Annotated in this window: 18 protein-coding genes; 6 read left to right on the plus strand and 12 right to left on the minus strand. The window is 74.5% G+C overall.

The features are described 5' to 3' along the window. The first annotated feature begins 161 nt into the window (after window positions 1–161). The 5 genes from ACFY7C_RS10340 (at window position 162) to ACFY7C_RS10360 (ending at window position 5,231) form a co-directional block, all read left to right on the plus strand. Window positions 162–1,601, plus strand: coding sequence for a Cys-Gln thioester bond-forming surface protein (locus ACFY7C_RS10340; RefSeq protein ID WP_389646837.1), 1,440 nt, complete (start codon window positions 162–164; stop codon window positions 1,599–1,601). A 331-nt stretch (window positions 1,602–1,932) separates the two neighbouring features. Then, on the plus strand, window positions 1,933–3,597 hold the full coding sequence (gene ettA, locus ACFY7C_RS10345) for an energy-dependent translational throttle protein EttA (RefSeq protein ID WP_389646839.1): 1,665 nt from the start codon (window positions 1,933–1,935) through the stop codon (window positions 3,595–3,597). Between the two features lie 13 nt (window positions 3,598–3,610). Further along, window positions 3,611–4,036 carry an acyl-CoA thioesterase gene (locus ACFY7C_RS10350; protein ID WP_389646842.1) on the plus strand — a complete coding sequence of 142 codons (426 nt, stop codon included), beginning with the start codon at window positions 3,611–3,613 and terminating at the stop codon, window positions 4,034–4,036. Next, a complete protein-coding gene (locus ACFY7C_RS10355) occupies window positions 4,033–4,713 on the plus strand; it encodes a hypothetical protein (protein ID WP_389646845.1) in 681 nt (226 codons plus the stop codon). Before ACFY7C_RS10350 ends, ACFY7C_RS10355 begins: the two co-directional genes overlap by 4 nt. Beyond that, window positions 4,710–5,231, plus strand: coding sequence for a GNAT family N-acetyltransferase (locus tag ACFY7C_RS10360; protein ID WP_389646848.1), 522 nt, complete (start codon window positions 4,710–4,712; stop codon window positions 5,229–5,231). Before ACFY7C_RS10355 ends, ACFY7C_RS10360 begins: the two co-directional genes overlap by 4 nt. On the opposite strand, the gene ACFY7C_RS10365 is transcribed toward ACFY7C_RS10360, so the two are convergent. The 5 genes from ACFY7C_RS10365 to ACFY7C_RS10385 form a co-directional block, all read right to left on the minus strand. Beyond that, on the minus strand, window positions 5,212–5,814 hold the full coding sequence (locus tag ACFY7C_RS10365; protein ID WP_389646851.1) for a hypothetical protein: 603 nt from the start codon (window positions 5,812–5,814) through the stop codon (window positions 5,212–5,214). The genes ACFY7C_RS10360 and ACFY7C_RS10365 overlap by 20 nt on opposite strands. A gap of 86 nt (window positions 5,815–5,900) precedes the next feature. Continuing rightward, window positions 5,901–6,932, minus strand: coding sequence for an ABC transporter ATP-binding protein (locus tag ACFY7C_RS10370; RefSeq protein ID WP_389646854.1), 1,032 nt, complete (start codon window positions 6,930–6,932; stop codon window positions 5,901–5,903). Beyond that, the gene (locus ACFY7C_RS10375) at window positions 6,929–9,715 is read right to left on the minus strand and encodes an FtsX-like permease family protein (RefSeq protein ID WP_389649437.1); all 2,787 of its coding nucleotides are present in this window, start codon (window positions 9,713–9,715) and stop codon (window positions 6,929–6,931) included. Before ACFY7C_RS10375 ends, ACFY7C_RS10370 begins: the two co-directional genes overlap by 4 nt. Before the next feature lie 59 nt (window positions 9,716–9,774). Then, window positions 9,775–13,113, minus strand: a complete 3,339-nt coding sequence (locus tag ACFY7C_RS10380; protein ID WP_389646857.1) for an FtsX-like permease family protein — start codon at window positions 13,111–13,113, stop codon at window positions 9,775–9,777. Window positions 13,114–13,274: 161 nt separating this feature from the next. Beyond that, the gene (locus ACFY7C_RS10385) at window positions 13,275–13,679 is read right to left on the minus strand and encodes a globin (protein ID WP_389646860.1); all 405 of its coding nucleotides are present in this window, start codon (window positions 13,677–13,679) and stop codon (window positions 13,275–13,277) included. Between the two features lie 112 nt (window positions 13,680–13,791). Between ACFY7C_RS10385 and ACFY7C_RS10390 the strand changes: the two genes are divergently transcribed. After that, window positions 13,792–14,769, plus strand: coding sequence for a methyltransferase domain-containing protein (locus ACFY7C_RS10390; RefSeq protein WP_389646863.1), 978 nt, complete (start codon window positions 13,792–13,794; stop codon window positions 14,767–14,769). A 21-nt stretch (window positions 14,770–14,790) separates the two neighbouring features. Here the strand turns inward: ACFY7C_RS10390 and ACFY7C_RS10395 are convergent, their stop codons facing one another. The 7 genes from ACFY7C_RS10395 to ACFY7C_RS10425 form a co-directional block, all read right to left on the minus strand. Next, the gene (locus tag ACFY7C_RS10395) at window positions 14,791–16,101 is read right to left on the minus strand and encodes an FHA domain-containing protein (protein ID WP_389646866.1); all 1,311 of its coding nucleotides are present in this window, start codon (window positions 16,099–16,101) and stop codon (window positions 14,791–14,793) included. A 40-nt stretch (window positions 16,102–16,141) separates the two neighbouring features. Beyond that, window positions 16,142–17,458, minus strand: a complete 1,317-nt coding sequence (locus ACFY7C_RS10400) for a VWA domain-containing protein (protein WP_389646869.1) — start codon at window positions 17,456–17,458, stop codon at window positions 16,142–16,144. A 79-nt stretch (window positions 17,459–17,537) separates the two neighbouring features. Next, window positions 17,538–18,926, minus strand: a complete 1,389-nt coding sequence (locus ACFY7C_RS10405) for a PP2C family serine/threonine-protein phosphatase (RefSeq protein WP_389649440.1) — start codon at window positions 18,924–18,926, stop codon at window positions 17,538–17,540. Between the two features lie 2 nt (window positions 18,927–18,928). Then, a complete protein-coding gene (locus ACFY7C_RS10410; protein WP_389649443.1) occupies window positions 18,929–21,394 on the minus strand; it encodes a tetratricopeptide repeat protein in 2,466 nt (821 codons plus the stop codon). Between the two features lie 59 nt (window positions 21,395–21,453). Continuing rightward, the gene (locus ACFY7C_RS10415; protein WP_389646872.1) at window positions 21,454–22,731 is read right to left on the minus strand and encodes a hypothetical protein; all 1,278 of its coding nucleotides are present in this window, start codon (window positions 22,729–22,731) and stop codon (window positions 21,454–21,456) included. 15 nt (window positions 22,732–22,746) lie between these two features. Continuing rightward, entirely contained in the window at window positions 22,747–23,751 is a 1,005-nt protein-coding gene (locus ACFY7C_RS10420; protein WP_389646875.1) for a glutamate ABC transporter substrate-binding protein, read from the minus strand. Window positions 23,752–23,948: 197 nt separating this feature from the next. After that, complete coding sequence (locus ACFY7C_RS10425; protein WP_389646878.1) at window positions 23,949–25,388, minus strand: hypothetical protein; 1,440 nt, start codon at window positions 25,386–25,388, stop codon at window positions 23,949–23,951. Window positions 25,389–25,571 lie beyond the last annotated feature (183 nt).

The raw sequence follows: 25,571 nt of genomic DNA on the forward strand, positions 1-25,571 counted from the left end.
TTATCAGACCGTACGACGGGACACGGGGGGCTTCCCCGTCCCTAGGATTCCCGGGTACTCATGAGGCGCTTGCTTCCAGTGGGTCAGTGAGTCTGCTGGCGGGTGCTCCCCCCACGCGTATCGATCGATGTCGCGGAGCAGCCTGCCCGGAGGGGAAATCCATGTTTTCTGTACGGAGGCGCGGCGTTGCCCGCCTTGCCGCCGCGACCGTGGTCTCCGGCCTCGTCGCGGCGGGCGCGATAGCCGTCGCCGGCCCGGCGGCGGCCGACGAGGGCTCGACGAGCGGTGGCGGCGTCGCGGCGACGCTGGGTCCGCTCAGCGAGGCCGGCGACATCGCCATCACCGTCAAGAACGCCAAGGGCGAGGAGGAGACCGAGACCTACAAGGGTGGTCTCTTCTTCCTCGACGTCAACGGTGGCGGTTCGCTCAAGGCCTACTGCATCGACCTGTTCACCCCGACCCACCCGGGCGTGAAGTACAAGGAGGTCGGCTGGGACGAGTCGACCCTCCACAACAACGCCGACGCCGGCAAGATCCGCTGGATCCTGCTGAACTCCTACCCGCAGGTGGACGACCTGACCGCGCTGGCCGCCAAGGCCGGCGTCAAGGGTGCGCTGTCGAAGGAGGAGGCCGCCACGGCCACCCAGGCGGCGATCTGGCACTTCTCGGACAAGATCAAGGCCGTTCCGGCCGACGCCGAGGCCAAGCAGCTGGCCGAGTTCCTGGTCGAGAAGGCGCAGAAGGCCGAGGACCTCACCGAGCCCTCGGCGACGCTCGGCGTCTCCAAGACCTCCCTGGCCGGCAAGGCGGGCAGCCGCCTCGGCCCGACCAAGGTGAGCACCAACGCGGCCGCGGCCTCGGTCTCCCTTGCCGCCGACGCCCCGCAGGGCGTCAAGGTCGTCGACAAGGACGGCAAGGTCGTCACCTCCGCCAAGGACGGCGACGAGCTCTACCTCGACGTGCCGGCCGGCACTCCCGACGGGTCCGCCAAGGTCAGCCTGCAGGCCAACACCAAGGTGAACGTCGGCCGTGCCTTCGCCAGCGTCACGGAGAAGCGCAAGCAGACGCTGATCCTCGCCGGCAGCAGCGAGTCGACGTCCAAGGCCGAGTTCCAGGCCACCTGGGCCAAGCAGGGCGCCGTTCCGGCCGTGGACTTCAAGGAGAACTGCGCCGAGGGCGGCGTGGACATCACCGTGTCCAACAAGGGCGACGAGGACTGGGTCTTCGAGCTCAAGGGCCTGAAGTACACGATCGGCGCCGGCAAGTCCCAGACGGTCACCGTCCCGGTCGCCGAGGACGCGGCGTACAAGTACACGATCACCGGCCCGAACGGGTTCGAGAAGGTCATCGAGGGCGTCCTCGACTGCAAGACGGCCACCCCCGGCCCGAAGCCGTCCGAGACCCCGGCCCCCTCGCAGAGCCCGGCCACCGGTGGCACCGCTTCCGCCGGGACCACCGGCTCCACCACCGGTGGCGGCGACCTCGCCGAGACCGGTAGCTCCAACGCCACCCCGATGATCGCCGGCATCGCCGTCGCGCTCGTCGCGCTCGGCGGCGGCGCGATCTTCTTCCTCCGCAAGAAGAAGGCGGCCGGTCAGTAAGGCACCCGCAGGATCCCGGGGCGCCCTGAGCGGCGCCCCACCCGACGGCCCCGTCGCGCACCGCGCGGCGGGGCCGTCCCGCTGCCCGCCCGCTGCCCGCCCGCTGCCCGCGGCCTCGTCCGCGCGGCACTCCGCCGCCGCACGGGACACCGCACATGTCCCCGAACAGCACACCGCGGCCCCACGGGACACGGAACGTGATCGGGCCGTCACCGCCACTCGCGCACAAGGCCCAGGTCAGCCGGTCCCGGAGGTACTGGTTTCCGCCGAGGGGGCTCGGTCAGGCAAGATGGGTCTATCTGCCCACTCACTCTTTGCCGGACGGTTTCTCTTGGCTGAGTACATCTACACCATGCGCAAGACGCGCAAGGCGCACGGCGACAAGGTCATCCTCGATGACGTGACGCTGAGCTTCCTGCCCGGTGCGAAGATCGGTGTGGTCGGCCCGAACGGTGCCGGTAAGTCCACCGTGCTGAAGATCATGGCCGGTCTGGAGCAGCCCTCCAACGGTGACGCGTTCCTCACGCCCGGCTACTCCGTCGGCATCCTCATGCAGGAGCCGAAGCTCGACGAGTCCAAGACCGTCCTGGAGAACGTCGAGGACGGCGTCGCCGAGATCAAGGGCAAGCTCGACCGGTTCAACGCCATCGCCGAGGAGATGGCCACGAACTACACGGACGAGCTCATGGCGGAGATGGGCAAGCTCCAGGACGACCTGGACCACGCCAACGCGTGGGACCTCGACGCCCAGCTGGAGCAGGCCATGGACGCCCTGGGCTGCCCGCCCGGCGACTGGCCGGTCACCAACCTCTCCGGTGGTGAGAAGCGCCGCGTCGCCCTCTGCAAGCTCCTGCTCGAGGCCCCCGACCTGCTGCTCCTCGACGAGCCCACCAACCACCTCGACGCCGAGTCGGTGAACTGGCTGGAGCAGCACCTCGCCCAGTACAAGGGCACCGTCGTGGCCATCACCCACGACCGGTACTTCCTCGACAACGTCGCCGAGTGGATCCTCGAGCTCGACCGCGGCCGCGCCATCCCGTACGAGGGCAACTACTCCACGTACCTCCAGCGCAAGTCCGAGCGCCTCAAGGTCGAGGGCAAGAAGGACGAGAAGCGGCAGAAGCGCCTCAAGGAAGAGCTGGAGTGGGTCCGCTCCAACGCCAAGGGACGCCAGGCCAAGTCCAAGGCCCGCCTCGCCCGCTACGAGGAGATGGCCGCCGAGGCCGACAAGATGCGGAAGCTGGACTTCGAGGAGATCCAGATCCCGCCGGGCCCGCGTCTGGGCTCGGTCGTCGTCGAGATCAACAACCTCTCCAAGGCCTTCGGCGACAAGGTCCTCATCGACGACCTGTCCTTCACCCTCCCGCGCAACGGCATCGTCGGCGTGATCGGCCCGAACGGCGCCGGCAAGACCACGCTCTTCAAGATGATCCAGGGCCTGGAGACCCCGGACTCCGGCGACATCCGGGTCGGCGAGACCGTCAAGATCTCGTACGTCGACCAGACCCGCGCCAACATCGACCCGAAGAAGACGCTGTGGGCCGTCGTCTCCGACGAGCTGGACTACATCAACGTCGGCCAGGTCGAGATGCCGTCCCGCGCCTACGTCTCCGCGTTCGGCTTCAAGGGCCCGGACCAGCAGAAGCCGGCCGGCGTGCTCTCCGGCGGTGAGCGCAACCGCCTGAACCTGGCGCTCACCCTCAAGCAGGGCGGCAACCTGCTGCTCCTCGACGAGCCGACCAACGACCTCGACGTCGAGACCCTGTCCTCGCTGGAGAACGCGCTCCTCGACTTCCCCGGCTGCGCCGTGGTCGTCTCCCACGACCGCTGGTTCCTCGACCGGGTCGCCACGCACATCCTGGCGTACGAGGGCGAATCCAAGTGGTTCTGGTTCGAGGGCAACTTCGAGTCGTACGAGAAGAACAAGGTCGAGCGGCTCGGCCCGGACGCCACCCGTCCGCACCGCGCCACCTACAAGAAGCTGACCCGAGGCTGAGGCTGACCGCTTCATGGCACGACACATCTACTCCTGTCCCCTGCGCTGGTCCGACATGGACGCCTTCGGGCACGTCAACAACGTCGTCTTCCTCCGCTATCTGGAGGAGGCGCGGATCGACTTCATGTTCCGGCTGGCGCCGGGGAACGGAAGCCCGTCGTTCTCCGGAGGGTCCGTCGTGGCCCGCCACGAGATCGACTACGTACGGCCGCTGGTCCACCGGCACGAGCCGGTGACCATCGAGTCCTGGGTCACCAAGATCGGCGCGGCGTCGCTGACGATCGCGTACGAGATCAAGGACCCGGACGTGACGTACGTACGGGCCAAGACGGTCGTCGTGCCCTTCGACCTCCAGGAGCAGCGCCCGCGCCGGATCAGCGACGAGGAGCGGGCGTTCCTCCAGGAGTACGTCGACGACGGGATGACGTCCGCCCCATGACCGCCCTCGCGCCGCTGCACTTCGCCGACCCCAGGGAGGCGGCGGGCCTCGCGGCCTTCCTGCGCCGGCTGCTCCACTACGACCGTGCCGCCGCCGTCCGCCTCCAGGCGGGCGAGGGCGGCGCGCTCGCCGTCTTCGGGCGGCCGCCGTCGTTCGAGGTGCTGGCGATCCGCGCGGCGCGGCTCGTCGACGCCGTGGCCCTGGACGTGACGGTGTCCGCCGGTGAGTTCCTCGAAGGCATCGAGGAGTCGGCGGGCAAGGCCGTCGTCCCCGACGCCGTCACCGGCCCGCCGTGGGCCGGGGTCCTGCCGCCGCGCGGCGGCTGGGAGCAGGTCGCCGGGGTGCCGTCCGCCGCCGAGATGCGGGGCGCGGTCGCCGCGGCGGTGGCCGAGTTCCGGTCCCGCGACGAGGCACTGCCCGAGGAGCGGCGGACCCGGACCGAGCGCGACCGCATCGGCCGCGAGATCTGGTCCCGGACGCTCGCCGACACCGGCCTCCCGCTGCGGGCCGTGCACGCGGCCCAGTCCCTCGGCTTCCTGCCGGACCTCCCCGAGGGCGAGCTGCCGGTGGCGCTGTTCGCCGCCGGACCGTGGCTGCGCCTGCGCACCCCGTACGGCTCGGTCGCGCTGCGCAGCGCCCCGATGTCGCTGACGGTCAGCCCGAGCCGGGCCGGATGACGGACCAGGCCCAGGACCAAGACGAGGCCCAGGACCAAGACCAGGCCCAGAACCAGGACCAGGCCCAGAACCAGGCCCAGGACCGGGCCCAGGCCCAGGACCAGCCCCAAGAGCAGGCCCCGGACGCCGTTCTCCGCCTCGTCGTCGACGCCGAGCTCACCGGCAGTGAGCTCAACGAGCTCTTCCGCGCCTCCTGGCCCGGTCACCGGGACACCGACTTCGCGCCCGTCCTGGCCCGCCGGCTGCTGCACGTCACCGCCCGTCGGGACGGTCGGCTGGTCGGCTATGTGAACGTCGTCGGCGACGGTGGCGCGCACGCCTTCCTGCTCGACACGACCGTGCACCCCGACGAGCGCCGCCGGAGGCTCGGTGTCGCGCTCGTACGGGCCGCCGCCGAGGCGGCCCGGGAGCGCGGGGCGCAGTGGCTGCACGTGGACTTCGAGCCGCACCTCACCGGCTTCTACGAGGAGTGCGGGTTCCGCGGCACCGCGGCCGGGCTCATGCGTCTCGACCCCTGAGGGCGGGCTCCTCCGCCGCGACCGCCGCGAGCGAGAACACCACCGACAGCGCGAGCAGGACCGACGGCAGGACCGGCGAGCCGTGGGCCACGTTGTCCTTCTCCAGGATCGGGTCCATCCGACGGGCCGGGTCGTAGGCGACGCGCACCTTCTTGCCCGCCGCGCCGATCCGCTCCTCGGCGGTGAACTCCGACGGGTAGCCGCCGGGGCAGTCGAGCGGATGGTGGTACAGCCACATCTCGCTCGGCGCGCCCTCGCCGAAGGTCGGGTGGTACGTCGCCCTGGCCGTGCCGGTGATCTCGCACCCGACGACCGCCGCGCGGACCCGGGAGTCCCCGGCCTCCACCCACACCGCGACCAGGCCCGCCACCAGCAGCACCACCGCGACGATGCTGCCGCCCTCGCGGAACAGCGCGTTGTGCGCGAGCAGGGCGACACCGGTCAGGGCCAGACCCGCGAGCGCGGCGAGCAGGGTCGGAACGCGTACGGGGCTGCGCATGCTCCAGCCCGCCCACAGGTGCAGCAGCAGACCGGCCCCCAAGGGCACCAGGACCGCGCCGAGATACGCCGGAGCTCTCCTCATGCGTCACCCCCGGACACGGGGACGCGTGCCGCCCCCGCGCGGTTCCCCGAACCCCGAGCCCCGAACCCCGGCCGCGGCCTCGCCCCTCAGCTCCCGGCGCCCGCCCCCGACCCCGTATCCGCGTCGTCCGGCCACACCCCGATGTGGTCCCGCTCCAGCTCGAGGGCCACCCGGTGCCGCATGCCGAGCGTCTCGGTGTACTCGGCGGGCAGCTGCAGCCGCCCCGCCCGGTCGAGCATCGCGTACTCCCGGGCCACCAGCGACTCCTGGCCCTCCGCGTCGATCTCGGTGCGCCGCAGCACCTCGGAGGAGGTGCGGCCGTCGCGGATGGCGACCGTACGGCGGACCTCGGAGGCGACGGCCTGGTCGTGGGTGACGATCACGATCGTCGTGCCCAGCTCCTCGTTGGCCCGGCGGAAGGCCGCGAAGACCTGCTCGCCGGTCGCCGAGTCCAGCTCGCCGGTCGGCTCGTCGGCGAGCAGCACGGACGGGTCGTTGGCGAGGGCGACGGCGATCGCCACTCGCTGCTGCTGGCCGCCGGACATCTGGTGCGGGCGCCGGTCGTGGATCTCGGAGATGCCCAGCATGGCCAGGAGCTCCTCGGCCCGCTTGGCCTTGTTCTTCGCGCTGCTCTTCGCCTTGTTCTTCGAGCCGCCGCTCAACTGCATGGGCAGCGCCGCGTTCTGTGCCGCCGTCAGGTAGGGCAGCAGGTTGCGGGCGGTCTGCTGCCAGACGAAGCCGACGACCTCGCGGCGATAGCGCAGCCGGGCCTTGCCGTCCATGGCGAGCAGATCGCAGCCCGCGACCTTCGCGGCCCCGGCGGTCGGCACGTCGAGGCCGGCCAGGATGTTCATCAGGGTCGACTTGCCGGAGCCCGACGCCCCGACCAGGGCCATCAACTCGCCCTCCTTCACCAGCAGGTCGAGACCCTGGAGGGCCTGCACCTCCACCCCGTCCGTGGTGAAGATCCGCACCAGCCGGTCGCAGGCGATCAGCGCGTCATGGCCGTACGAGGGCCGGTCGCGCCGCGCCGCCGCCCGCCGCTCCAGCTCCTCCAGCGTCGTACCCGCCGTACCCGTGGCGCCCGCAGTCCCCGCCGTCCCCGTGGTCGTCGTCATCGTGCGTCTCCTGCCCTGAGTTCCCTGATCGAGCCCCTACGGGATGCCCACCACGCCTGCACCAGCGCCGCCCCCGCCGCCAGCAGCACCACGCCGAGCGCCGGAAGGCCCAACGACCGGACGTCCGCCCGCAGTGCCGCCCCCAGCGCCATCGCCTCGTCCGGCGCCGCGCCCAGCGCCAGTCGGGCCAGGTCGACCCCGGGCGACAGCAGCAGGATCGTGGCCCAGCCCACCAGCGCGCCGCCCGCCGCCGCGAGGAACGCCTGCGGCAGCGCCTCCAGGCCGAGCAGCCACCGCGCCTGCCGGCGGGTCAGGCCCATCGTGCGCAGCCGCGCGAGGAGCGTGGTGCGCTCGGGCGCGGACTGGAGCAGGGAGAGCATCAGCGCGAGGACGGCGTATCCGGCGCCCGCGGCGAGGGCGGTGAGGTAGATCCGTTCGGCGCCGGTCTGCATGGGCGAGTCGACGTAGCCGGCCCGCTGCTCCGCCTGCAGTGCCACCCGCAGGTTCCCGGCCTTCGCCGTGACCGCGGCGCGCAGCGCCCGGCCGTCCAGCGACCCGTCGGCGCGCTCGCGCACCAGCAGCGCGGTGGGCGCCCGGTTGGTGAGGTCGGCGGCGTTGACCAGGAGGAAGTCCTTGTCGGGCAGGGCCGGGGTGGCGTCGCGCACGGCGACCACCCTCACATGGAACCGGCCGGCGGCCGCCGTGATCTCGATGGGCGCCCGGCCGAGACGCTCGGCGACCCGCGGCGAGGCGATCGCGGGAAGCACCCGGTCGGTGTCGCCGGTGTGGGCGGGCCCGCCGGTGCCGGTCGACCTCAGCAGGTCCGCGGGGAACGGCCCGAAGCCGGTGCGGGCCGCGAGCCGGGCGTACGAGACGGGCTCGACGCCGACGAGCGGTGCGCCCATGCCGTTGTCGACGGCGCCCTTGTGGTCAGGGACCTCCAGGCCGAACTCGATCTGCACCGGCGACACCTCGCCGACCCCGGGGAAGCGCCGTACCGTCTCGAAGAGCCCGGCGGGCAGCGGTGTCATCTCCAGGTCGTGGTGCACCCGGGCGTCCGCGCCGGTCGCCAGGAGCGCCGCGCGGTCACGGGCCTCGGAGATCCCGGTGAGCACGGAACCGCCGAACGCGGCGGTGGTCAGCGCCACGAGCAGTGCGAGCAGCGGCAGCGCGCCGGTGGAGGCGGAGCGTCCGGCCCGGGCGAGCGACAGATGGCCGACCGCGCCGCGCAGTCGGCGGGCCGGCCGGGCGGCCCAGCGCAGCGGCAGCGGATAGAGCCGTACGAGCACGAACGCGGCGATCAGGCCGACGAGTACGGGCGCGGCGCTGACCAGGTGGTCGCCGGGGTCGGCGGTGCCACGGCGGCGCAGCGCGGTGACCGCGCCCACGGCGAGGACGAGGAAGGTGAGTTCGGCGATGGTGCGGCGGGTGGAGGGCCGGGCGGCGATCAGGTCCTCGCGCTCGCCGTGCAGCCGGGGGCGGCGGTGCAGGAAGACCGCGCGCAGCGGCAGGACCAGGGCGGCGAGCAGCGCGACGGCCGCGGCGCCCGCGCAGGCGGGCCAGAAGCGGGCACCGCCGCCGGCGCCGACCGCCGGCAGGGCGAGGAGCCCCCCGAGCGCGGCGGCGGGGAGGGCGACCGCGGCGCTCTCGCCGAGCAGCCGGCCGCCGATGCCGGTCAGCGAGGCGCCCCGGGAGCGCAGCAGGGCCAGTTCGGCGTGGCGCCGGGCGGCGAACAGGCCGCCGGTCATGGCGATCACCACGGCGGCGACGGAGCCGATGCCGAAGGCGGCGACGGCGACGACCGAGGCGATGGCGTCCCGCATCCGGGCGTAGTCGCCGACGACCTCGTCGAGGCCGGTGGTGAAGCCGGCGTTGTCGCCGAGCGCCTTGCGCAGCTTCACCCGGGCGGGCCCGGAGTCCGCCGAGTCGAGGGCCGCGGTGAGGCGGTCGGTGTCCTGGGCGGTGAGATGGCGGACGGTGGGCGTGAACCGCCAGTACTGCTCGGGCTCCCCGAGGGTGGTGAGCAGCTCGGGCGCGCTCTCGGGCGCCACGAGCAGCGCGGCCACCCAGTACCACTTGATGTCGCCCACGCCCTTGGCGGTGAAGAGGGGTGTGTGCAGGAGCGGGTCGACCGCCCAGTAGCCGCCCTGGACGTCACGCGGCTCGACGATGCCGGTGACGGTGACCGCCTTGGGCAGGCCGTCCGTGCCCGGCACATGGACGACGGAGCCGACCTTCAGGGCGAGCGCCCGGGCGGTCTTCGTCGTGACCGCCGCCTCCATGGCGCCGTCCCGGCCGGCCTTCGGGGCACGGCCGGCCGTGAGGGTGGAGTGCGCGGCGAGGTCGGACGGGGCGTCCAGGACGAGCTCGGGCGGCAGACCGTCCGGCCGCGGCAGCCACCGGTCGAGGCCCGGCATCCGCTTCGTGGTGTGCGCCCCGTACACCGAGTTCGCGGGGTCGGTGCGCAGCGGCGGGGGCAGCAGGGGCAGCAGCCCGTCCCGCGTGGCGCGCAGTTTCTCCGGGCCGAACTGCGCGGCCTGTCGCGCGGGGCCCCAGTGGGCCTCCGGCCGGGTGGTCAGGGTGAGCGCGGTGCGGCTCGGCTCGGCGGAGTCGACGGCGTGCCACAGCCCTTCGGACTCGTACGCGTCGACGGCGCGGGGGAGCGCCGCCGCGAGGAAGGCCGTCACCAGCACGAGCAGGCCGTAGGCGACGGCCGTGCCCGGGGCGGTCCGCAGCCGGGTGCGGACCCAGGGGGCCACGGTGCGGGCGGGTTTGCGGGGCATGGCGTCCGCCTTTCCGCGGGCCGGGGTGGACGGCGGCGTCGGGGTGCGGGTGGCCGGCATCAGTGGTCCCCCTGGGTGCGCAGGGTCACGGCCGGGTCGGTGCGGCGCAGCGCGATCGCGGCGACGATCAGCAGCGGCAGGGCGGCGACCCCGGCGAGCAGCAGGGCCACATGGGCGGCGGGCAGTTCGACCAGGACGGAGGGCACGGGGCGGCCCGCCTGGCCGGTGAGCACGATGAGCGGGACGACCGCCCGGGTGAGGAGGGTGCCGAGCGCGACGCCGACGAGCAGGCCGATGCCGATGAGCAGGCCCTGTTCGGCGGCGATCAGCCGGGCCAGCCGGCGGCGTGGCGCGCCGAGCGCCCGCAGCACCCCGAACTCCGCGGACCGCTCGCGCATCGAACCGGCCGAGCCGACCGCGAAGCCGACCGCGGCGAGCGCCGCCGCGGCGGCGGCGACGGCCATCAGGGCCGAGTTGGGGCCCGCGCCGAGCGGGTCGCCGAGCAGCTCGGCGGCGGCCTCGTTGCGTACGAGGACCAGGGAGGGGTCGGTGTCCGGGCGCGCGCGCAGCGTCGTGGCGACCTCGGCGGCCCGGCCGGGCGCGGTGGTCAGCCACCACTCGGTGGGCGGCAGCGGCGCGGAGCCGGTGGCGAGGGCCCGGTTCGCGGTGAACAGGTCGACGAGGAGCGCGCCGCCGTCCTCGGGGGCGGTGGCGGGTGCCGACGCCGAGACGGCCTGGGCGCCGGGCCCGGTGGTCGGCAGCTCCCGTACGACCGCGGTGATCTCCACGTCGACGGTGACGCCGCCGAAGGTGACGCCGACGGTGTCGCCCTTCTTCGCGTTCGCGGCGCTGACGAAGGCGTCGGTCGCCAGGGCCGGGATCCGCCGCGGCCCGGTGGGGCGGGGGGCGGTGAGCGTCAGCGCGTACGAGTCGGTGCCGGGGGAAGTGGCGTCGCTCGCGCGCTTCTTCGTGGAACCGCCGACGAAGCTGACGGTGAAGGGGGCGTTGGCGGTCGGCGGTCGGCCGACCGGGTCCTCGGGGGTGTCGCCGTTCGCGAGCTTCGCGGTGTACGTGGTGCGCCACTGCCGCAGGGCGGTCCGCGGGTCGACGGGCCGCCCGGCGCCGTCGGCGCGCACGGGGGCGATCCGTTCGACGGTGAGGGTCCGGGGGCCGCCGCGGCCCTCCTCGCTCCGGCCCTCGATCTCCAGACCGGCAAGGCCGAGTCCGCCGGCGGGCCGGGTGTCGGCGTCGTCGGCGTCGGGCTCGGGCAGCGCCACGGTCAGCCGGTGGGTTCGCCCGTCGGCGGGCAGGCTGCCGAGGTGACGGCGGTACGGGATGCCGTGGGCGTCCTCGAGGACCGCGGTGACCTGCGTGCCGGGCGTCCCGGGCGGCGCCGTGTCGCGCAGGTCGACGGCGAGGGCGCGGGTGTCGGCGGGCAGGGGGACGCCCGGCGGCGGTCCGGCCTTCGGGGTGACGGCGGCGAGGCGCTCGGCGGGCTCGCCGCCCGCGAGGTCGGGGCGGAGGAGCAGGCCGCCGGCGGCGTGCCGGGTGTCGACGGCGAGGACGGTGGCCTGCCGTCCGGCGACGTCGGTGGTGGTGCGGTGCACGGGCGCCGCCGCGCGCACCCCGGGGAGGGCCGCGAGCTGTTCGGTCTCGGCGAGGTCGCCGGGTCCCGAGGCGAGCAGGCGGACGTCCGTACCGGTGCGGAAGTCGGCCTGGTCGCGCTGCGAGCGGTCCCAGGAGTCGCTCTGACCGATCGCCAGCATGCCCATGGCGACGGCGAGGACGAGCAGCAGCACCGGGCCCGCGCCGCGCAGCGGGCGGCGGCTGAACTGCCAGCCGGCCAGCGCCGCGGACAGCCCCCGGCCGCCGGCCGCGCGCCGCTCGGCCAGGCGCGCGGCGGGCGGCAGCAGACGCAGGGTCAGCACGGTGCCGGCGAGCAGGGCGAGCGCGGGCGCGGCCACCAGGAGCGGGTCGATGCCGAGGTCGCCGGAGCGGTCGCCGGCGACCGCTCCGCCGCCGGCGCCGGTCTGCCGGTCGAGCTGCCAGTAGGCGACGCCGGCGATGACGAGCAGGCCGATGTCGGCACCGGCCCGTACGGGCGCGGGCAGTGCGGCGGCCCGGCCCCGGCGCAGCGAGACGACGCTGCCGTCGCCGCCGGCGAGTGCCGGGGCGACGACGGCGGCGGCGCAGCACAGGGCGACCGCGGCGGCGACCAGCCAGACCGTGAGCGGGGGAGTGGCGTCGAGCCGGTCGAGCGCGTCGAGCGCGGACCGGTCGGCGAAGAGCCGGGTGAGCGGGCCGGCGAGCAGCGGGGCGGCGACGGCGGCGGGCAGGGCGAGGAGCAGGGCCTCGACGGTGGCGAGTCCGGCGATCCGGCGGCGCGATGCGCCGCGGGCCCGCAGCAGTTCGGTCTCGCCGGAGCGTTCGGAGCTGAGCAGCCGGGCGACGAGCAGCAGGGCGTAGGCGGCGAGCAGCACGAGCTGCACGGCCACGATGGAGAGGGTGGAGCGGGAGACGAGCAGGGCCCGCTCGGTCTGCTCCAGGACGGTGGGCAGGGAGGTGCGGGCGTCGACCGTGGCGCCGAAGCGGGCCGTGTCGGCGGCGAGGGCCTTCGGGCCCTCGGTCGCCGCGGTGCGCAGGGCGTCCATCCGGCCGGTGGTGACGCCGGTGTAGTCGGCGGTGCCGAGCCAGGCGGTGTCGCCGGCGGTGAGCCGGCCGGAGCCGAGGACGGCCGGGTCGGTGAGCAGCGGGCCGTAGGTGGTGAAGACGACGGTCTTCACGCCGCGGCCGCCGAGCAGGTCGAGCTGCCAGTAGAGGTCGGCGGCGTCGAGCGGTCGGTAGACACCGGTGACACGGGTCGTGACGGTCTTGCCACCGAGCCGGTCGGTGAGGTCGAGGACGGTGCCGGGGGTGATCTTCAGCCGCTTGGCGGCCTCCTCGGGCAGCGCGGTCTCGACCGCGTCGCGCGGGCCGGTCGCCTTCGGCCAGGCGCCGCCGACCAGGGTGAGGCGCGAGCGGTCGAGCGCGGCGAAGTGGGTGAGGTCCGGCTCGCCCGCGCGGGCGGCGGCGGGCCGCAGCGAGCCGGGCAGCGCGTACGTGCCGGAGCGCTCCAGCCTGCGCAGGGTGACGGGCAGCCCGTCGAAGGTCCGCTCGGCGCCCTCGCGGGCGGCGGCGTCGGCGCTCGCCCGCCGGTCGGCCGGGACCTGGCCGTTGACGACCAGGGCGGCGGCGGGCGCGGAGCGTCCTCGCAGGGTGCCCTGGAGGGCGGCGTCACCGATGGAGCCGGAGAAGGCGGCGAGGGTGGCGAGGACCGCGGTGGTGAGGAGGACGGAGAGCAGGGCGGCGGCCAGCAGGAGCCGGTGGGCCCTGACTCGTAGCAGTACAAAGCCCGTCACCCGTGTCCCCCCTGAAAACACCGTGATCGTTCACGATCGAACGTTCATGGATGCTTTCAGAGGGCATGCGGTCTGGAAACCGCTTTCGGACCGACCTTGATGGGATCGTGACCGTTATTCGGGGTCCCGTCACCGGAATGTGTTCGTCCGGGAGCGGGGGGTCAGTCCGCCGCGTTGACCATGGAGGCGGCCGCGTAGGTCAGGTAGCGCCACAGCTGCTGCTCGTGCTCCGGCGCGAGACCCAGCTCGTCCACCGCGTCCCGCATGTGCCGCAGCCACGCGTCGTGCGCCGCCCGGTCGACCGTGAACGGAGCGTGCCGCATCCGCAGCCGGGGATGGCCGCGGTGGTCGCTGTAGGTGCGCGGGCCGCCCCAGTACTGCATGAGGAAGAGCACCAGCCGCTCCTCGGCCGGCCCGAGGTCCTCCTCCGGGTACATCGGCCGCAGCAGCGGGTCCTCCGCGACTCCCTGGTAGAAGCGGCGGACCAGGCGCCGGAAGGTCTCCTCGCCACCCACCTGCTCGTAGAAGGTCTGCTCCTGAAGCGTGCCGCGCGGAATCTCGTTCACCGTTCCATCGTCTCAGATGCCCCGACGGAGGACCTGAGGTCTAGGACCTTCCCCTGGTTCCACCGGGTGGGAGCGGTGGCCGGATTCGGTCGGTCCGCAGCACAGTGGACCCATGGGCGCACCGCACGACTTGTTCGCCGAGGAGGGCGCGCGGGCGCGGCGGGCGCTGGTGCGCGAGATCGAGGCGTACGGCGCCCTGCGCGACCCCGCCTGGCGGGCCGCCTTCGCCGAGGTCCCGCGCCACCTCTTCGTACCGTATTACTACGTCGCGGGATCCGGCGGCTACGAACGCCTCTGGTCCGGCGACCCCGACCCGGCCCGCCGCACCCGCTGGCTGCGCGGGGCCTACGGGGACACCGCCCTCGCCACCCGGGTCAGGGACGGCGAGCTGATCTCCTCCGCCAGCCAGCCCTCCCTGATGGCGCGGATGCTGGAGGCCCTCGACGTCCACGACGGCCACGACGTCCTGGAGATCGGCGCCGGCACCGGATACGGCGCCGCCCTGCTCTGCCACCGCCTCGGCGACGACCGCGTCACCACCGTCGACCTGGACGAGGAGATCAGCGAATCCGCCCGCGTCCATCTCGCCGCCGCCGGCCACCGGCCCGCCGTCGTCACCGGGGACGGCGCCCGCGGCTGCCCCGAGCGCGCCCCGTACGACCGGATCGTGGCGACCTGCGCGGTGACCTCCGTCCCGTACAGCTGGCTCGCCCAGTGCCGGCCCGGCGCGCGGATCCTCACCCCGCTGTCCACCGGCCTGATCGTCCTCGACGTCCGTGATCCGGGCCACGCCGAGGGCCGCTTCCTGGCCACCTCCGCCTACTTCGTCGCCCTGCGCGGCGGCGGCGCCCGTCCTGCCCCGCCCCGGCGCACGGCCGGGGTGCCGCGGCGGGTGGCCGAGGACGAGCGGTTCGCGTTCCTGACCGGCCTCGCCGGGGAGAGCCTCGACACGCGCGAAGCGCTCGCGCTCTGGCAGCACGAGGGGCGGCCGGAGCGGGAGCGCTTCGGGGTGACGGTGAGCGGCGGCCGGCAGTGGGCCTGGCTGGACGACCCCGAGGGGCCGTACTCCTGGGCACTGCCGGAGCCGTGACCGCGGTGTCCGTACGGTCGTTCAGCCGCGCCGGACGGTGATCGTCGTCCAGGCGCCGACGTGCACCCGGTCGCCGTCCTGGAGCTGGACCGGCACATAGGGCTGGATCGGGTCGGGCGAGCCGTTGATCGTGGTGCCGTTGGTGGAGTTCTGGTCCACCACCGCCCACGAGCCGTCCGGCTGTTGCACGAGCACCGCGTGCTGGTGCGAGACGCCCGGGTCCTCCGGCGGAACGGACAGGTCGATGTCGGGCGACTCGCCGGTGGAGTGGCGGCGGCGGCCGATGCTGACCTGGCTGCCCTGGAGCGGGACGTGCTGCTCGGGGGAGTAGGCGGGCAGGTTGAGCCCCGTCGCCTCCGGGCCGCTGCGCTGCATCATCGCCATGAAGTAGTCGCGGTCCGGGCCGATCACCGCGGTCCAGCCCGCCTGAGGACGGGGCGGCTGCTGCGTGAACTGCTGCGGCGGCCCCTGCGGGGCCGGACCCTGGCCGTGGCTCTGGCCGTGACCCTGGCCGTGTCCCTGGGGAGCCGGGCCCTGGCCGTGGCCCTGGGGGCCGTGGCCGGGAGGCGGCGGCAGGTGCGGCGCCATGGGGCCGGGCCCCGGTGCGGGCGCGGGGGCCTGCGGCTGGTGCTGGTGCTGGGGCTGAGGCGCCGACGGCGGCGGCAGCATCCAGTCGTCGTCCGCACGGGGCTGCGGCGGCGCGGGCTGCGGCGGCGCCTGCTGGAAGGCCTGGGGGGCCTGCGGGGCCTGGGGCGGCTGCGGCGGGGCCATCGGCGGGCGCTGTGGCGGCGCCTGGTGGTGGGTCGCGTCGGCGCCCAGCGGCTCGGCCGGACGGTTCACCTGCGAGGGCCGCGAGCCCTGGTACTGAGCCGGGTCCGGATGCTGCGGCGGAGCCGGACGCGACGGCGACTGGAAGCCCGGCGGCAGGTTGAGACCGGGCGGCGGCCCCTGCGGCGGGCCCTGCGGCGCGGCGGACGGACCCGGCTGCGCGTGCGGCGGGGCGAGAGGCGTGTACGAGGTCGCCGTGTTCGTGAGGAAGTTCCAGCGGCACTCCTCGCAGAACGGCGCCATGTGCTCGCGCGGCGTACGGCACTGCGGGCACAGCTCGGCCTGGGCGGTCGCGTTCGGGTCGTAGCCCCCGGGAGCGGGAGCGCCCGGCGGCACCGGGGCGCCCGGCCCGCCGGGGCCGGGGTAGCCGTACGCGGGCGGCGGCGGCGGGGGAGGCGGCGGCACGGCACCCGTCGGCGCACCCGCCCCGGCCGCCATGCGGTGGCCGCAGACCTCGCACCAGTCGTCGGAGACCGACTGGTGTCCGTTCGGGCAGGTCGGCATGTCGGTGCTTCCCCCTCTCATCACGTCATCACGCGTCACTTCACTTCTTCACGCGAACGGTCTTGGTGGAGCGGGTCTCGAGAGTCATCTCGTCCGCTTCCGCGACCTTCGCCTTCAACCGCACAGTACCCGTCGCGGCGTCGACCACGTCCACCACCTTCGAAAGGAGTTTCGCCGTATCGGCGTTGCCGGAGGCCGCCGCGAGCTGCACCGCACGCCCGAGTTTCGCCGTCGCGCCGTCGTGATCGCCCGATTTGCGAGCGTCCAGTCCCTGCTGGATCACGTCGGCCAGTTCGGCCTGTCCGGTGTAGTGCGCGACCTGCGGATTGATCGACGTGGACATCGCCATGTCGTCCGTCCACACCGCCCGTACCAGCCCCTGGGACAGCGTCGTCGGGGTGCCGCCCGCCGGGTCGGGGACGATCAGCGAGACCCGGGCGGCCAGCATCTCCTGCCCGACCGCGGCCTGCGGGACGCGCACGGACACGTGGTAGTCGCGGGACTCGTCGCCCCACGAGCCGGTCGGATAGTCCCCGGCGCGCGGGCCCGCCTCGGTCCGACGGCCGGTCAGGTCCTCGACCGTCGGGGCGACCTGCTTCACGAAGGCGATCTCCACGCCGACCGGGGTCCACAGGCGCAGCGCGACGTCCGCGACCTCCTTGCCCATGGCGTTCTCCATCATCGTCGTGAAGTCCTCGGCGAGACCGGAGGGGTCGGCGACGATGTCGGCCGTGCCGAGCATCGCCGAGGCGATGCCCCGCACCTCGTCGACCTCCCAGTCGGTGCCGACCCCGCGCGCGTCGCAGGTGAACCGGCCGGAGCAGGCGTCCAGGGCGGACCGCAGCGCCTGCGGCGTCTCGTGCTCGTTGCGGCCGTCGGTGAGCAGGATGCCGTGCCGGATGGAGGCGTCGGCGGAGGCCAGCAGCCGGTCGGCCAGGCGCAGCCAGGTCCCGATGGCGGTGCCGCCGCCCGCGCTCAGCCGGCGCAGCGCGGTCTTGGCCTCGGCGCGGGTGTGCGCGTCGGCGACGGCGAGGCGGCCGTCGCCGGGGTAGACCTCCTTCGCCACGTGCGTGCCGGCGACGACGGCGAAGGAGGTGCCGTCGCGCAGGGTGTCGATGGCGGCGGCGGCCGCCTCCCGCGCGCCGCGCATCTTGGTCGAGGGGTAGTCCATCGACCCGGAGCAGTCGAGCATCAGCACGACCGCGGCGGCGGTCGGCAGGACCGTGCCGGCGGTGCCGCCGCCGGTGGAGGTCACGGTGACGATCGCGCTGACGTCCCGACCGCCCTCCGGCAGGAACTCGTTCTGGTACACGTCCACCGAGAACTGCGGCCCGGTCGGCTTGGAGAAGTTGGCCATGGGTGATTCGGCTCCTCGGCTCACGAGGGAAGGGAAGATCGGGTCGGGGACCGTCCGTCGGGTGGCGGCGGGGCGCGGGCTAGGCGGATCCTGCCCCGGGTGACGGAACGGCGAACGGCAGCAGCGCGACCGTGATGTTGTCGTGGCCTCCGCCGTCGAGGGCGTGACCCACCAGGACCTGGGCGCCGTGCAGCGGGCGTTCGGACGCGTCCGCCGGCATGACCCGGGCCATGTCCTCCGCGCCCTCCGCGTAGTTCCACAGGCCGTCCGTGCAGACCACGACCACACCCGGCCGGTCCGGCTTGAACGCGGCGGTGTGCGGCTCCAGTTCGTACGAGTCGGCGCCCAGCCAGCCGGTGATGGCGTGGGCGCGCTCGTCCGCGTACGCCTGCGCCTCGTTCATCAGGCCGGCGGCGACCATCTGCGCGGCCCACGAGTCGTCCTCGGTGAGCCGGGCGGGCGGCGCGGTGCGGTCGTCCGGGACCCAGTAGGCGCGGCTGTCGCCGACCCAGCCGACGACGAGCAGTCCGCCGGCGACGATCGAGCCGACGATGGTGCAGGCCGGGGCGTTCTGGTGCTCGCGCTCGGCGGTGGCCGGCTCCGCCAGGGCGTTGACCGCCTCGGCGGCGGCCACGATCGCCTCGTGCATGGCCTGCTGCGGATGCGTGCCGCGGGGCAGGGCCGCCACCAGCACGGCGCTCGCGGCGGAGGCGGCGGCGCTGGAGGCCTCGTCGGGGCGGGTCGCGGAGGACACGCCGTCACAGACCACGGCGAGTGCGGCGGGGGAGCCGTCGGGCAGCGAGGCCGACGCCACGGCGAACGAGTCCTCGTTGCGGTGGTGACGCAGCCCGCGGTCACTGACGGCGGCCACGGAGGGGAGCTCCTCCTCCATGTGGTCACGCTCGCGTGGCTGCGCGTGCCCGCAGTGCTCGCAGTAGCCGTCCCGGTCCACCCGCCCCGCCCGGCAGGCCACGCACACCTTCCGGCCGTCCCCGGCCGCGTCGCCGGCCGGACCCTGGCCCGCGGGGGCCCCGGCCTGCAGCGCGGCACGCGGGTCCGGCGCGGGAAGCGTGAAGTCCCCGTCACCGTCCCCGCCGCCCCCTTCCGCGCCCGTCGCTCCCGCCGGCTCGGTGGCCTGGTCGTCGGACCCGGGAGCGGCGGCGGAACCCGCCGGGGGCGCCGGGACGTCGTCCGTGCGGACCGGGACGGTCGGGAGGTCGTGGCCGCCCGAGTCCGTGCCGGGGAGGTCGCCGGGGTGCTGGGTGGCCGTCGTGAGGGAGTTCGGGTCGCGGGAGGGAGGGGCCGGCCAGTCGACGGGGAGGGCGATCGGGACCGTCGGGCGGTCCGGGACCGGCACGGCCGACAGGTCGTACCCGCACGCACCGCAGAAGCGGTCGCCGGACTCCAGCGGCTCCGCGCACCCGGGGCAGGTCCCCAGAGGATGCGGGCTCTTGGGCTTCAGGGACATACTCACACCCACGTCCTGGGGCGGAAGCGGTTGGCCCGCTCCACCAGTTCGATCCTCTCCTCGCCCCGCTGGGCGAGCCGGGCGAGCACCCGGTACGAGCGCTCGAGGCCGAAGCGCAGTCCGCGCTCGTCCAGCGCGCTGCCGAGCAGCACCGTGCCGGCCGGGTCGCCGCCGGGGCTGCCGGACAGCACCCAGTCGAGCGCCGTGCCGAGCACCTCCGTGGACAACCGCTCGCGGCGCACCGCGTCCAGGCCGAAGCCCTGCAAGGCGGACACCTGCGCCGCCGCGGCGGTCAGGTCGGTGCCCAGCGGCTCGTTCGCGGGCCGCCGGCGCAGCCGGGCCCGCACGGCGGCGACCCGGGCCGCCGTGTAGTGGATGGACGACTCCGGCACCGACTCCAGCGTGCGCACCGCGCCCGCCCGGTCGCCGGCCGCCAGCTGCACCCGCGCCAGACCGAAGGCCGCGCTGACGTAACTGGGGTCGGTCGTCCACACCAGGCGGTAGTACTCCGCCGCGTTGTCCAGCTGGCCGAGCACCTCGGCGCACACCCCGAGCGCCAGCTTGGGCGCCGGCTCGCCGGGGAAGGCGTCGTAGATCGCGTCGAAGGAGAGCGCCGCGCTCTCCCGGTCGCCGCCGATCAGGGACGTGACGCCCCGGTACCAGACCACCCGCCAGTCGTCGCCGTAGCCCTGCTCCAGGGTGGCGAGCGCCTGTCCGGCCGCGCCGAGGTCACCCATCTCCAGGCGGGCCCGCAGCTCGCGCAGCCGCAGTTCGAGCGAGGCGACGGGCGCCGCGTGCAGCGCGGTGATCAGCTCGGCCGGGGCGGCGGCGAGCAGACCGGCGAGGAAGCCGGCGTTGGGGTCGCCCGGGTCGACCCGCGGCACCGGAAGCGCCAGCGCCGTGGCCGGCACGTCGAGCATTCGCAGGAAGCTGCCGGCCCGCCCGCCCACGGACGTGGGCAGCGCGTTCCGTCTCCGGCGGCGGGTCTCGCGCGCGCCCAGGACCGACACGTCGTCGTCGAGCTCCGCGAACAGCTCCGTGTCCGTGACCCGCACCTCGGCGCCGAAGAGCGTCGACAGGGCGGGGCGCGGGCGGCCCGACTGGAGCGCCACGACCTCCCGCAGCACGCCCGTCAGCTGCTCGGCCATCTCCTGCGCGGAGGCGAACCGGCGCGCCGGGTCCGGGTCGGTGGCCCGCACCAGGAAGCGGTAGAACGACTCGTACGTGCGGAAGACCTCGATGCCGTCCGGCTCGGGCAGCGAGTCCGCGAACACGTTCGTGTAGCCCTGGAAGTCGAAGGTCAGCACCGCCAGGGTGCGGGCCACCGTGTACAGGTCGCTCGCCACCGACGGGCCGACCTCGGCCACCTCGGGTGCCTGGTAGCCGACCGTGCCGTAGATGGCCGACTCGTCGTCGTCCATCCGCCTGACCGCGCCCATGTCGATCAGCTTCAGCTGGTCCTCGGTCTGGATCGCGTTGTCGACCTTGAAGTCGCAGTACAGCAGGTTGCGGCTGTGCAGATGGCCCAGGGCCTCCAGGGCCTCGATGCCGTACGCGCAGGCCTGCTCGACCGGCAGCGGGTCGCGCCGTCCGTCCGGGGTACGGCGGTCGTTGGCGATCTCCTTGAGGGACTTGCCGCCCACGTACTCCATGACGATGTAGCCGTCCAGGGAGCCGGTGCGCTGGTCCAGGTGCTCGACGAAGTTGTAGATGCGGACGATGTTGGAGTGCTCGATCTCGGCCAGGAAGCGGCGCTCGGAGATCGCCGCGGCCATGGCGTCCTGGTCGCCGGTGTCGAGGAGGCCCTTGAGGACCACCCAGCGGTCCGAGACCGCCTTGTCGACGGCGAGGTAGACCCAGCCGAGACCGCCGTGGGCCAGACAGCCCACCACCTCGTACTGGCCGTGCACCACGTCCCCGCCGCGCAGCTTGGGCACGAAGGAGTACGGGTGACCGCACTTGGTGCAGAAGCCCTCCGTGCGGCCCGGCCGGTCCCCGCGCGAACGGCCCACCGGCGCGCCGCAGTCGGAACGCGAGCAGAATCGCTTCCTCTCGGGCACCTCCGGCTTCGCCATCACCGCCGCCCGCGGGTCCGGTCGCGGCACCTCCGGCACCGTCACCAGACCCGCGCCGAGCCGGCCCCGGCCCGACTGCCCGCCGGTCGAACCGGAGCTGCGCACCGACACCGAACGGGCCGTGCTCTGCCCCGACAGCGAGCGCGACAGCCGCCCGGAGACGGATCGCCGGGACGCCGAGGAACGCGCCGAGCGCGAGGACGTGCCCGAGGACGTGCGCGAGGAGGCGGCCGATGCGGCCGAGAGGGAACGGGCCGACTCCGAACCGCGCCCGGCGGTGGCGGTGCCGGCGCCCGGCACCGCCACCCCGGTCCGCGTCGACCGCAGCATGCCGCCGGGCGCCACCACCGGTGCCAGACCGCAGGTGTCGCAGTACAGCTCGCCGCTTCCCATGTCCTCGTACGAGCCCTCGCACGACGGGCGCTGACAGCTGCTCACTCCGGACTCCCCGCTCACCACTGACTTCCCCTGCTGTCCCTCGGCCCGGACAGCGTCTCCGCCGCCGCCTGCTGATAGCGCAGCACCGCCTGCTCGGCGGCCCGCAGATCGCACGGGGCGCTCCACAGCATCCGGCGGGCCGCGTCGTACCGCTCGATGAGCAGCGGGTCCTCCGCCGCGCCGAGCCGGGCCACCTTCGCCTTGTACGCGTCGAGCCGGCCGCGCAGCTCGGCACGGACCGCCAGCGGCGCGGTCACCGCCGTCAACGACTCGCGCGCCCGCAGCAGTTCGTCCTCCGCCTCCTGCTCCAGGGAGTCCAGGAGCGGCGAGAGCCGGTGCCACTGGGCGTGCCTGCGGTACTCCGCGGCCGTGGCCAGCCGCTCCTGGAGCGCCGTCGGCGGTCCGCTGACGGCCGGCACCTCCGAGGCGGCGATCTTCGCGAGGACCTCGCCGCGGGCCGCCCGGGCCTCGGCGAGCGTACGGTCCGCCCGCGACAGCACGTCCCGCAGCCGCAGCAGCCGGTCCTCCGAGTCCTGCCGGACCTGGAGCACCGCCTCGATCTCCCGCCGGATGTCCTCCAGAGCGCGGGCCGCCGTGTCGTACCGCGTGGTGTCCGGACGGCCGCCGCCGGGTGCCGAACTGCCCTCGGCCGGCCGCCAGAACGCCAGCGGATCGGACACGACCTGGGCGCGCAGCGCGGCCAGCTCGGCCGTGATCGACTCCAGCTCGTCCCCGGCCGGATGCTCGCCGGGCCGCACCCCGACCGAGTGCGCGAGCGACCGGGTCCGGCCCAGCTCGGCGGCGAGCAGGTCTATCCGCGCGGGCAGCGCCGACCAGACGGCGTCGGCGGTGACCACCACGTCCAGCGAGGCCGCGTACAGCTCGTTCATCCGCCGCACGAGCCCGTCCAGGGTGAACCGCTCGGTCAGCAGCGCCTGTTCGCGCGCCCCGCCCGACACGTGCACGCTCTCGCCACGCAGCCGGTCGGTCAGCTCCGCCAGCTCCTCCCGGCCGGGCCAGCGCCGCCGGGCGCGGATCTCACGGGCGTCGTGCAGCGCGGCCGTGTACGCGTCGAAGTACGCCCACAGCAGGGTGATCGTCCGCTCGGTGGCCTGCCAGCGGTCCCGGGTCGTGCCGGTCAGCTCGGCGCCCTCGAGCAGCCTGCGGCCGGCGTGGTCCTGGAGCGCGAGGAGCGAGTCCTCGACCGCCTTGTGCTCCGCGCCGAGCCGCGCCAGCGCACGGTCCACCTCGTCCCGGTCCATTACCGGCCCGGGGAGTCCCGCGACGCCCATCGATCACCTCTCGCTCTACTTGTACTTGGGGGCGGGCGGCCCGGCTATGCCGGGCAGGTCCGCCTTCAGCCACTTCGCGTACGCCGCCTGCCAGGGGCCCTGCCGGTACTGCACGAGGACCTGGTTGACCCGGCGCACCAGGTCGTCGTTGCCGAGCTTCACGGCCACGCCGTAGTACTCGGTGGTGAACCGGCTGCCCTTGAGCTCGACGGCCGGGTCCTGGGCGGCCTGTCCCGCGGCCAGCGCGTTGTCGGTGACGATCGCGTCGACCTCGCCCATCTGGAGCCGGGCCAGACAGTCCAGCTGGTTGGGCACGGTCAGCAGGTCCGGGTCGTCCTTGGTGCCGTCGCCGGTCTCCTTGAAGACCGCGCCGAACGACTTCTCCTCCAGGGCCTCGTAGGCCGTGGAGCCCTCGGCCGTGCACACCCGCTTGCCGCTCAGCGACGCGTCGTAGCCGGTGATGGGGGAGGCCTTGGGGGCGAGGACCTGCTGGCCCGCCTCGAAGTAGGCAGTGGAGAAGGCGACCTGCTGGATGCGCTTGCAGTTGATCGTCATCGTGCGCACGACGAGGTCGACCTTGCCGCTCTCCAGGGCGGCGATGCGCTGGTTGGTCGGGATCGTGCGGAAGATGACGGCGTCCTCGGAGCCCAGGATCGCCTTGGCGATGGCCTTCGCCAGGTCGATGTCGAAGCCCTCCAGACGGCCCGGCTCCTCCTTCACGGAGCCGTCGGGCAGCCGGGTGACCGTGGGCGGGGTGCGGAAGCCCCACTTGTAGCTGGACTGGTCGACGCCGACGACGAGCTTGCCGCGGTCCTTGATCCGGGTCACCGCCGGGCCGTCGACACTCGACGGCGTCAGCGACGCCTCGGGGTCCCGGCAGGTCTCGGCGCTGTCCGCGCTGACCTGCACGCCCCGGCCCACCCCGGGACCCGAGCCGCCGGACGCCCCGCCCTCGTCGGCAGCGGTGCGCGGCAGGGCGACCAGCGCCAGCGAGGCGGTCAGCGCACAGGCCACGGCCATGGCGCCCACCCCACCCCACCCGCGCGACCGCCCGAGCACCCGCCGCGCGGGCCGGGTCGGGGCCGGACCCGCACCCGCGCTCGGTCCCGCCGCACCGGGGTGGGGGCCGTGGGCCGGCGTCGCGGCACCGGTGCCATCCGGTACCCGGCCGCCCGTACCGTTCGTCCGCTCGACGCCGTCCGGCATCCCGCCCCCTCTCACCGGTACTCCGACAGTCTGCGGTTGATGCCCGTCACGGCGGCCGCCGCGGCGAGCACGCCGAGCGCGGCCGCGCCCAGCGGCAGGCCGGTCAGCGCGTCACGGCCGCCCTCGGCGGCACGGGTGAACTCGTCCTGCTCATGGGCGAGGGCCCGGCCGAGGGCCGCGTCGACCTGGTCGAAGGACTGGCCGGTCGACTGCGAGCTGCCGATGATCCTGTTCATGGCGCCGGTGAAGTCGCCCGCGTCGTCCAGCTCCCGGGCCTGCTGGTGGCGCCCGCGCCACTCGCCGGTGCGGGCCGTGGCCTCGGCGACCGGGGTCCGGCCGGCCTCGTCGTCGGCGAGCCGCCGGGCCGCATCGAGCGCGGAGGCCAGAGCGGCCGCGCTGCTCGCGTAGTCCGCCTCGTACTTGTCCCGCTTGCCGTCCTCGGTGAGCACGGCGCCGCGCGCGACCACGGTCAGGTTCTCGTTGGCACGGGCCTTGAGGGAGCTGATCCGGGCCTCGTTGAGCACCTGGAGGGACTCCTGGCCGTGCGCCCGGGCGTCGCTCAGACCGGCGCGGGCCAGACCGTGTCCGGCGAGCAGCCACAGCAGGGCGGTCAGGCAGGCCGCGGTCGCGGCGACCAGGCCCCGGTTGAACACCCGGTTCGTCATCGCGTAGTTGCGGCGCTGGGCCCACACCAGGACGGCCAGCGCGAGCAGCCCGAGGCCGATCGACAGGAACGGCCAGGCGCGCGCCTCGTCGTCGTCCTGCCGCAGCCGCTCGGTCTCCGCCGCGTACAGCCGCTCGGCGGCCGGCAGCAGCTGCTGCGTCATCGTCTGGTTCGCGTACCGCAGATAGGCGCCGCCGAGCGGCAGGCCCTGCCGGTTGGCGGCGCGGGCGCGCTCGATCAGGCCCGTGTAGCGCGGCAGGTGCTCGCTGAGGGTGGCGATCTCGCGGGCCGACCCGCCGTCGGCGTCGGTGCTGGCGGCGGCCTTGACGAGCAGTCGGGAGGCGGTGGTCACGTCGTCCGTGTACCGCTGGCGGATCTGCGCGGACTCCTGCGGCCCGGCCAGGAAGCCGCTCGCGGCGGTCGCGTCCGCGTCGGCGAGGGAGCGGTAGATGTCGGCGGCGTCGGCGCTCAGCGGCTGGCTGCGGCCCACCACGTCGTCCGCGGACGAGGCACGGTCGGCGACCTCGAAGGCCGTGACGGCCCCGAAGGCGACCACGAGGAGCGCCAGGACGGCGCCGAGGATCCTCAGCCGGCCCGGCTCGGTGGTGGCGGCCCGGCGCAGTATCTCGCGGCCCTCGGCCCAGGCGCCGGGCGCCGCGGGCGGCGGAACCGCCCCGGATCCCACGGGCGCCGCGGGCTGCGCGGGCACGCCGGAAACCGGCCGCGCGGGCGCGCCTGTGGTGCCCTGCGCCGCCGAGGCGGCGGGCGCGTTCGGCGGGTATGTCACGTGACCTCCCCCTCGGTCTGAGACGTCGACCCGTCCTGCCGGTGGGACGGCGGACGACTACCCGGCCAGCAGTATGGCCGCCGTGTCCGTCCCGTACACCGGAAATGACTCGATCTTGTTCCTATCGTGCCCCATGGCTCTGTCGCTTCCGCAGGCGAACCCCCCATCAACCCCCTGCACTCT

It is taken from the genome of Streptomyces sp. NPDC012769, from assembly GCF_042901205.1.
GTDB lineage: Bacteria > Actinomycetota > Actinomycetes > Streptomycetales > Streptomycetaceae > Streptomyces.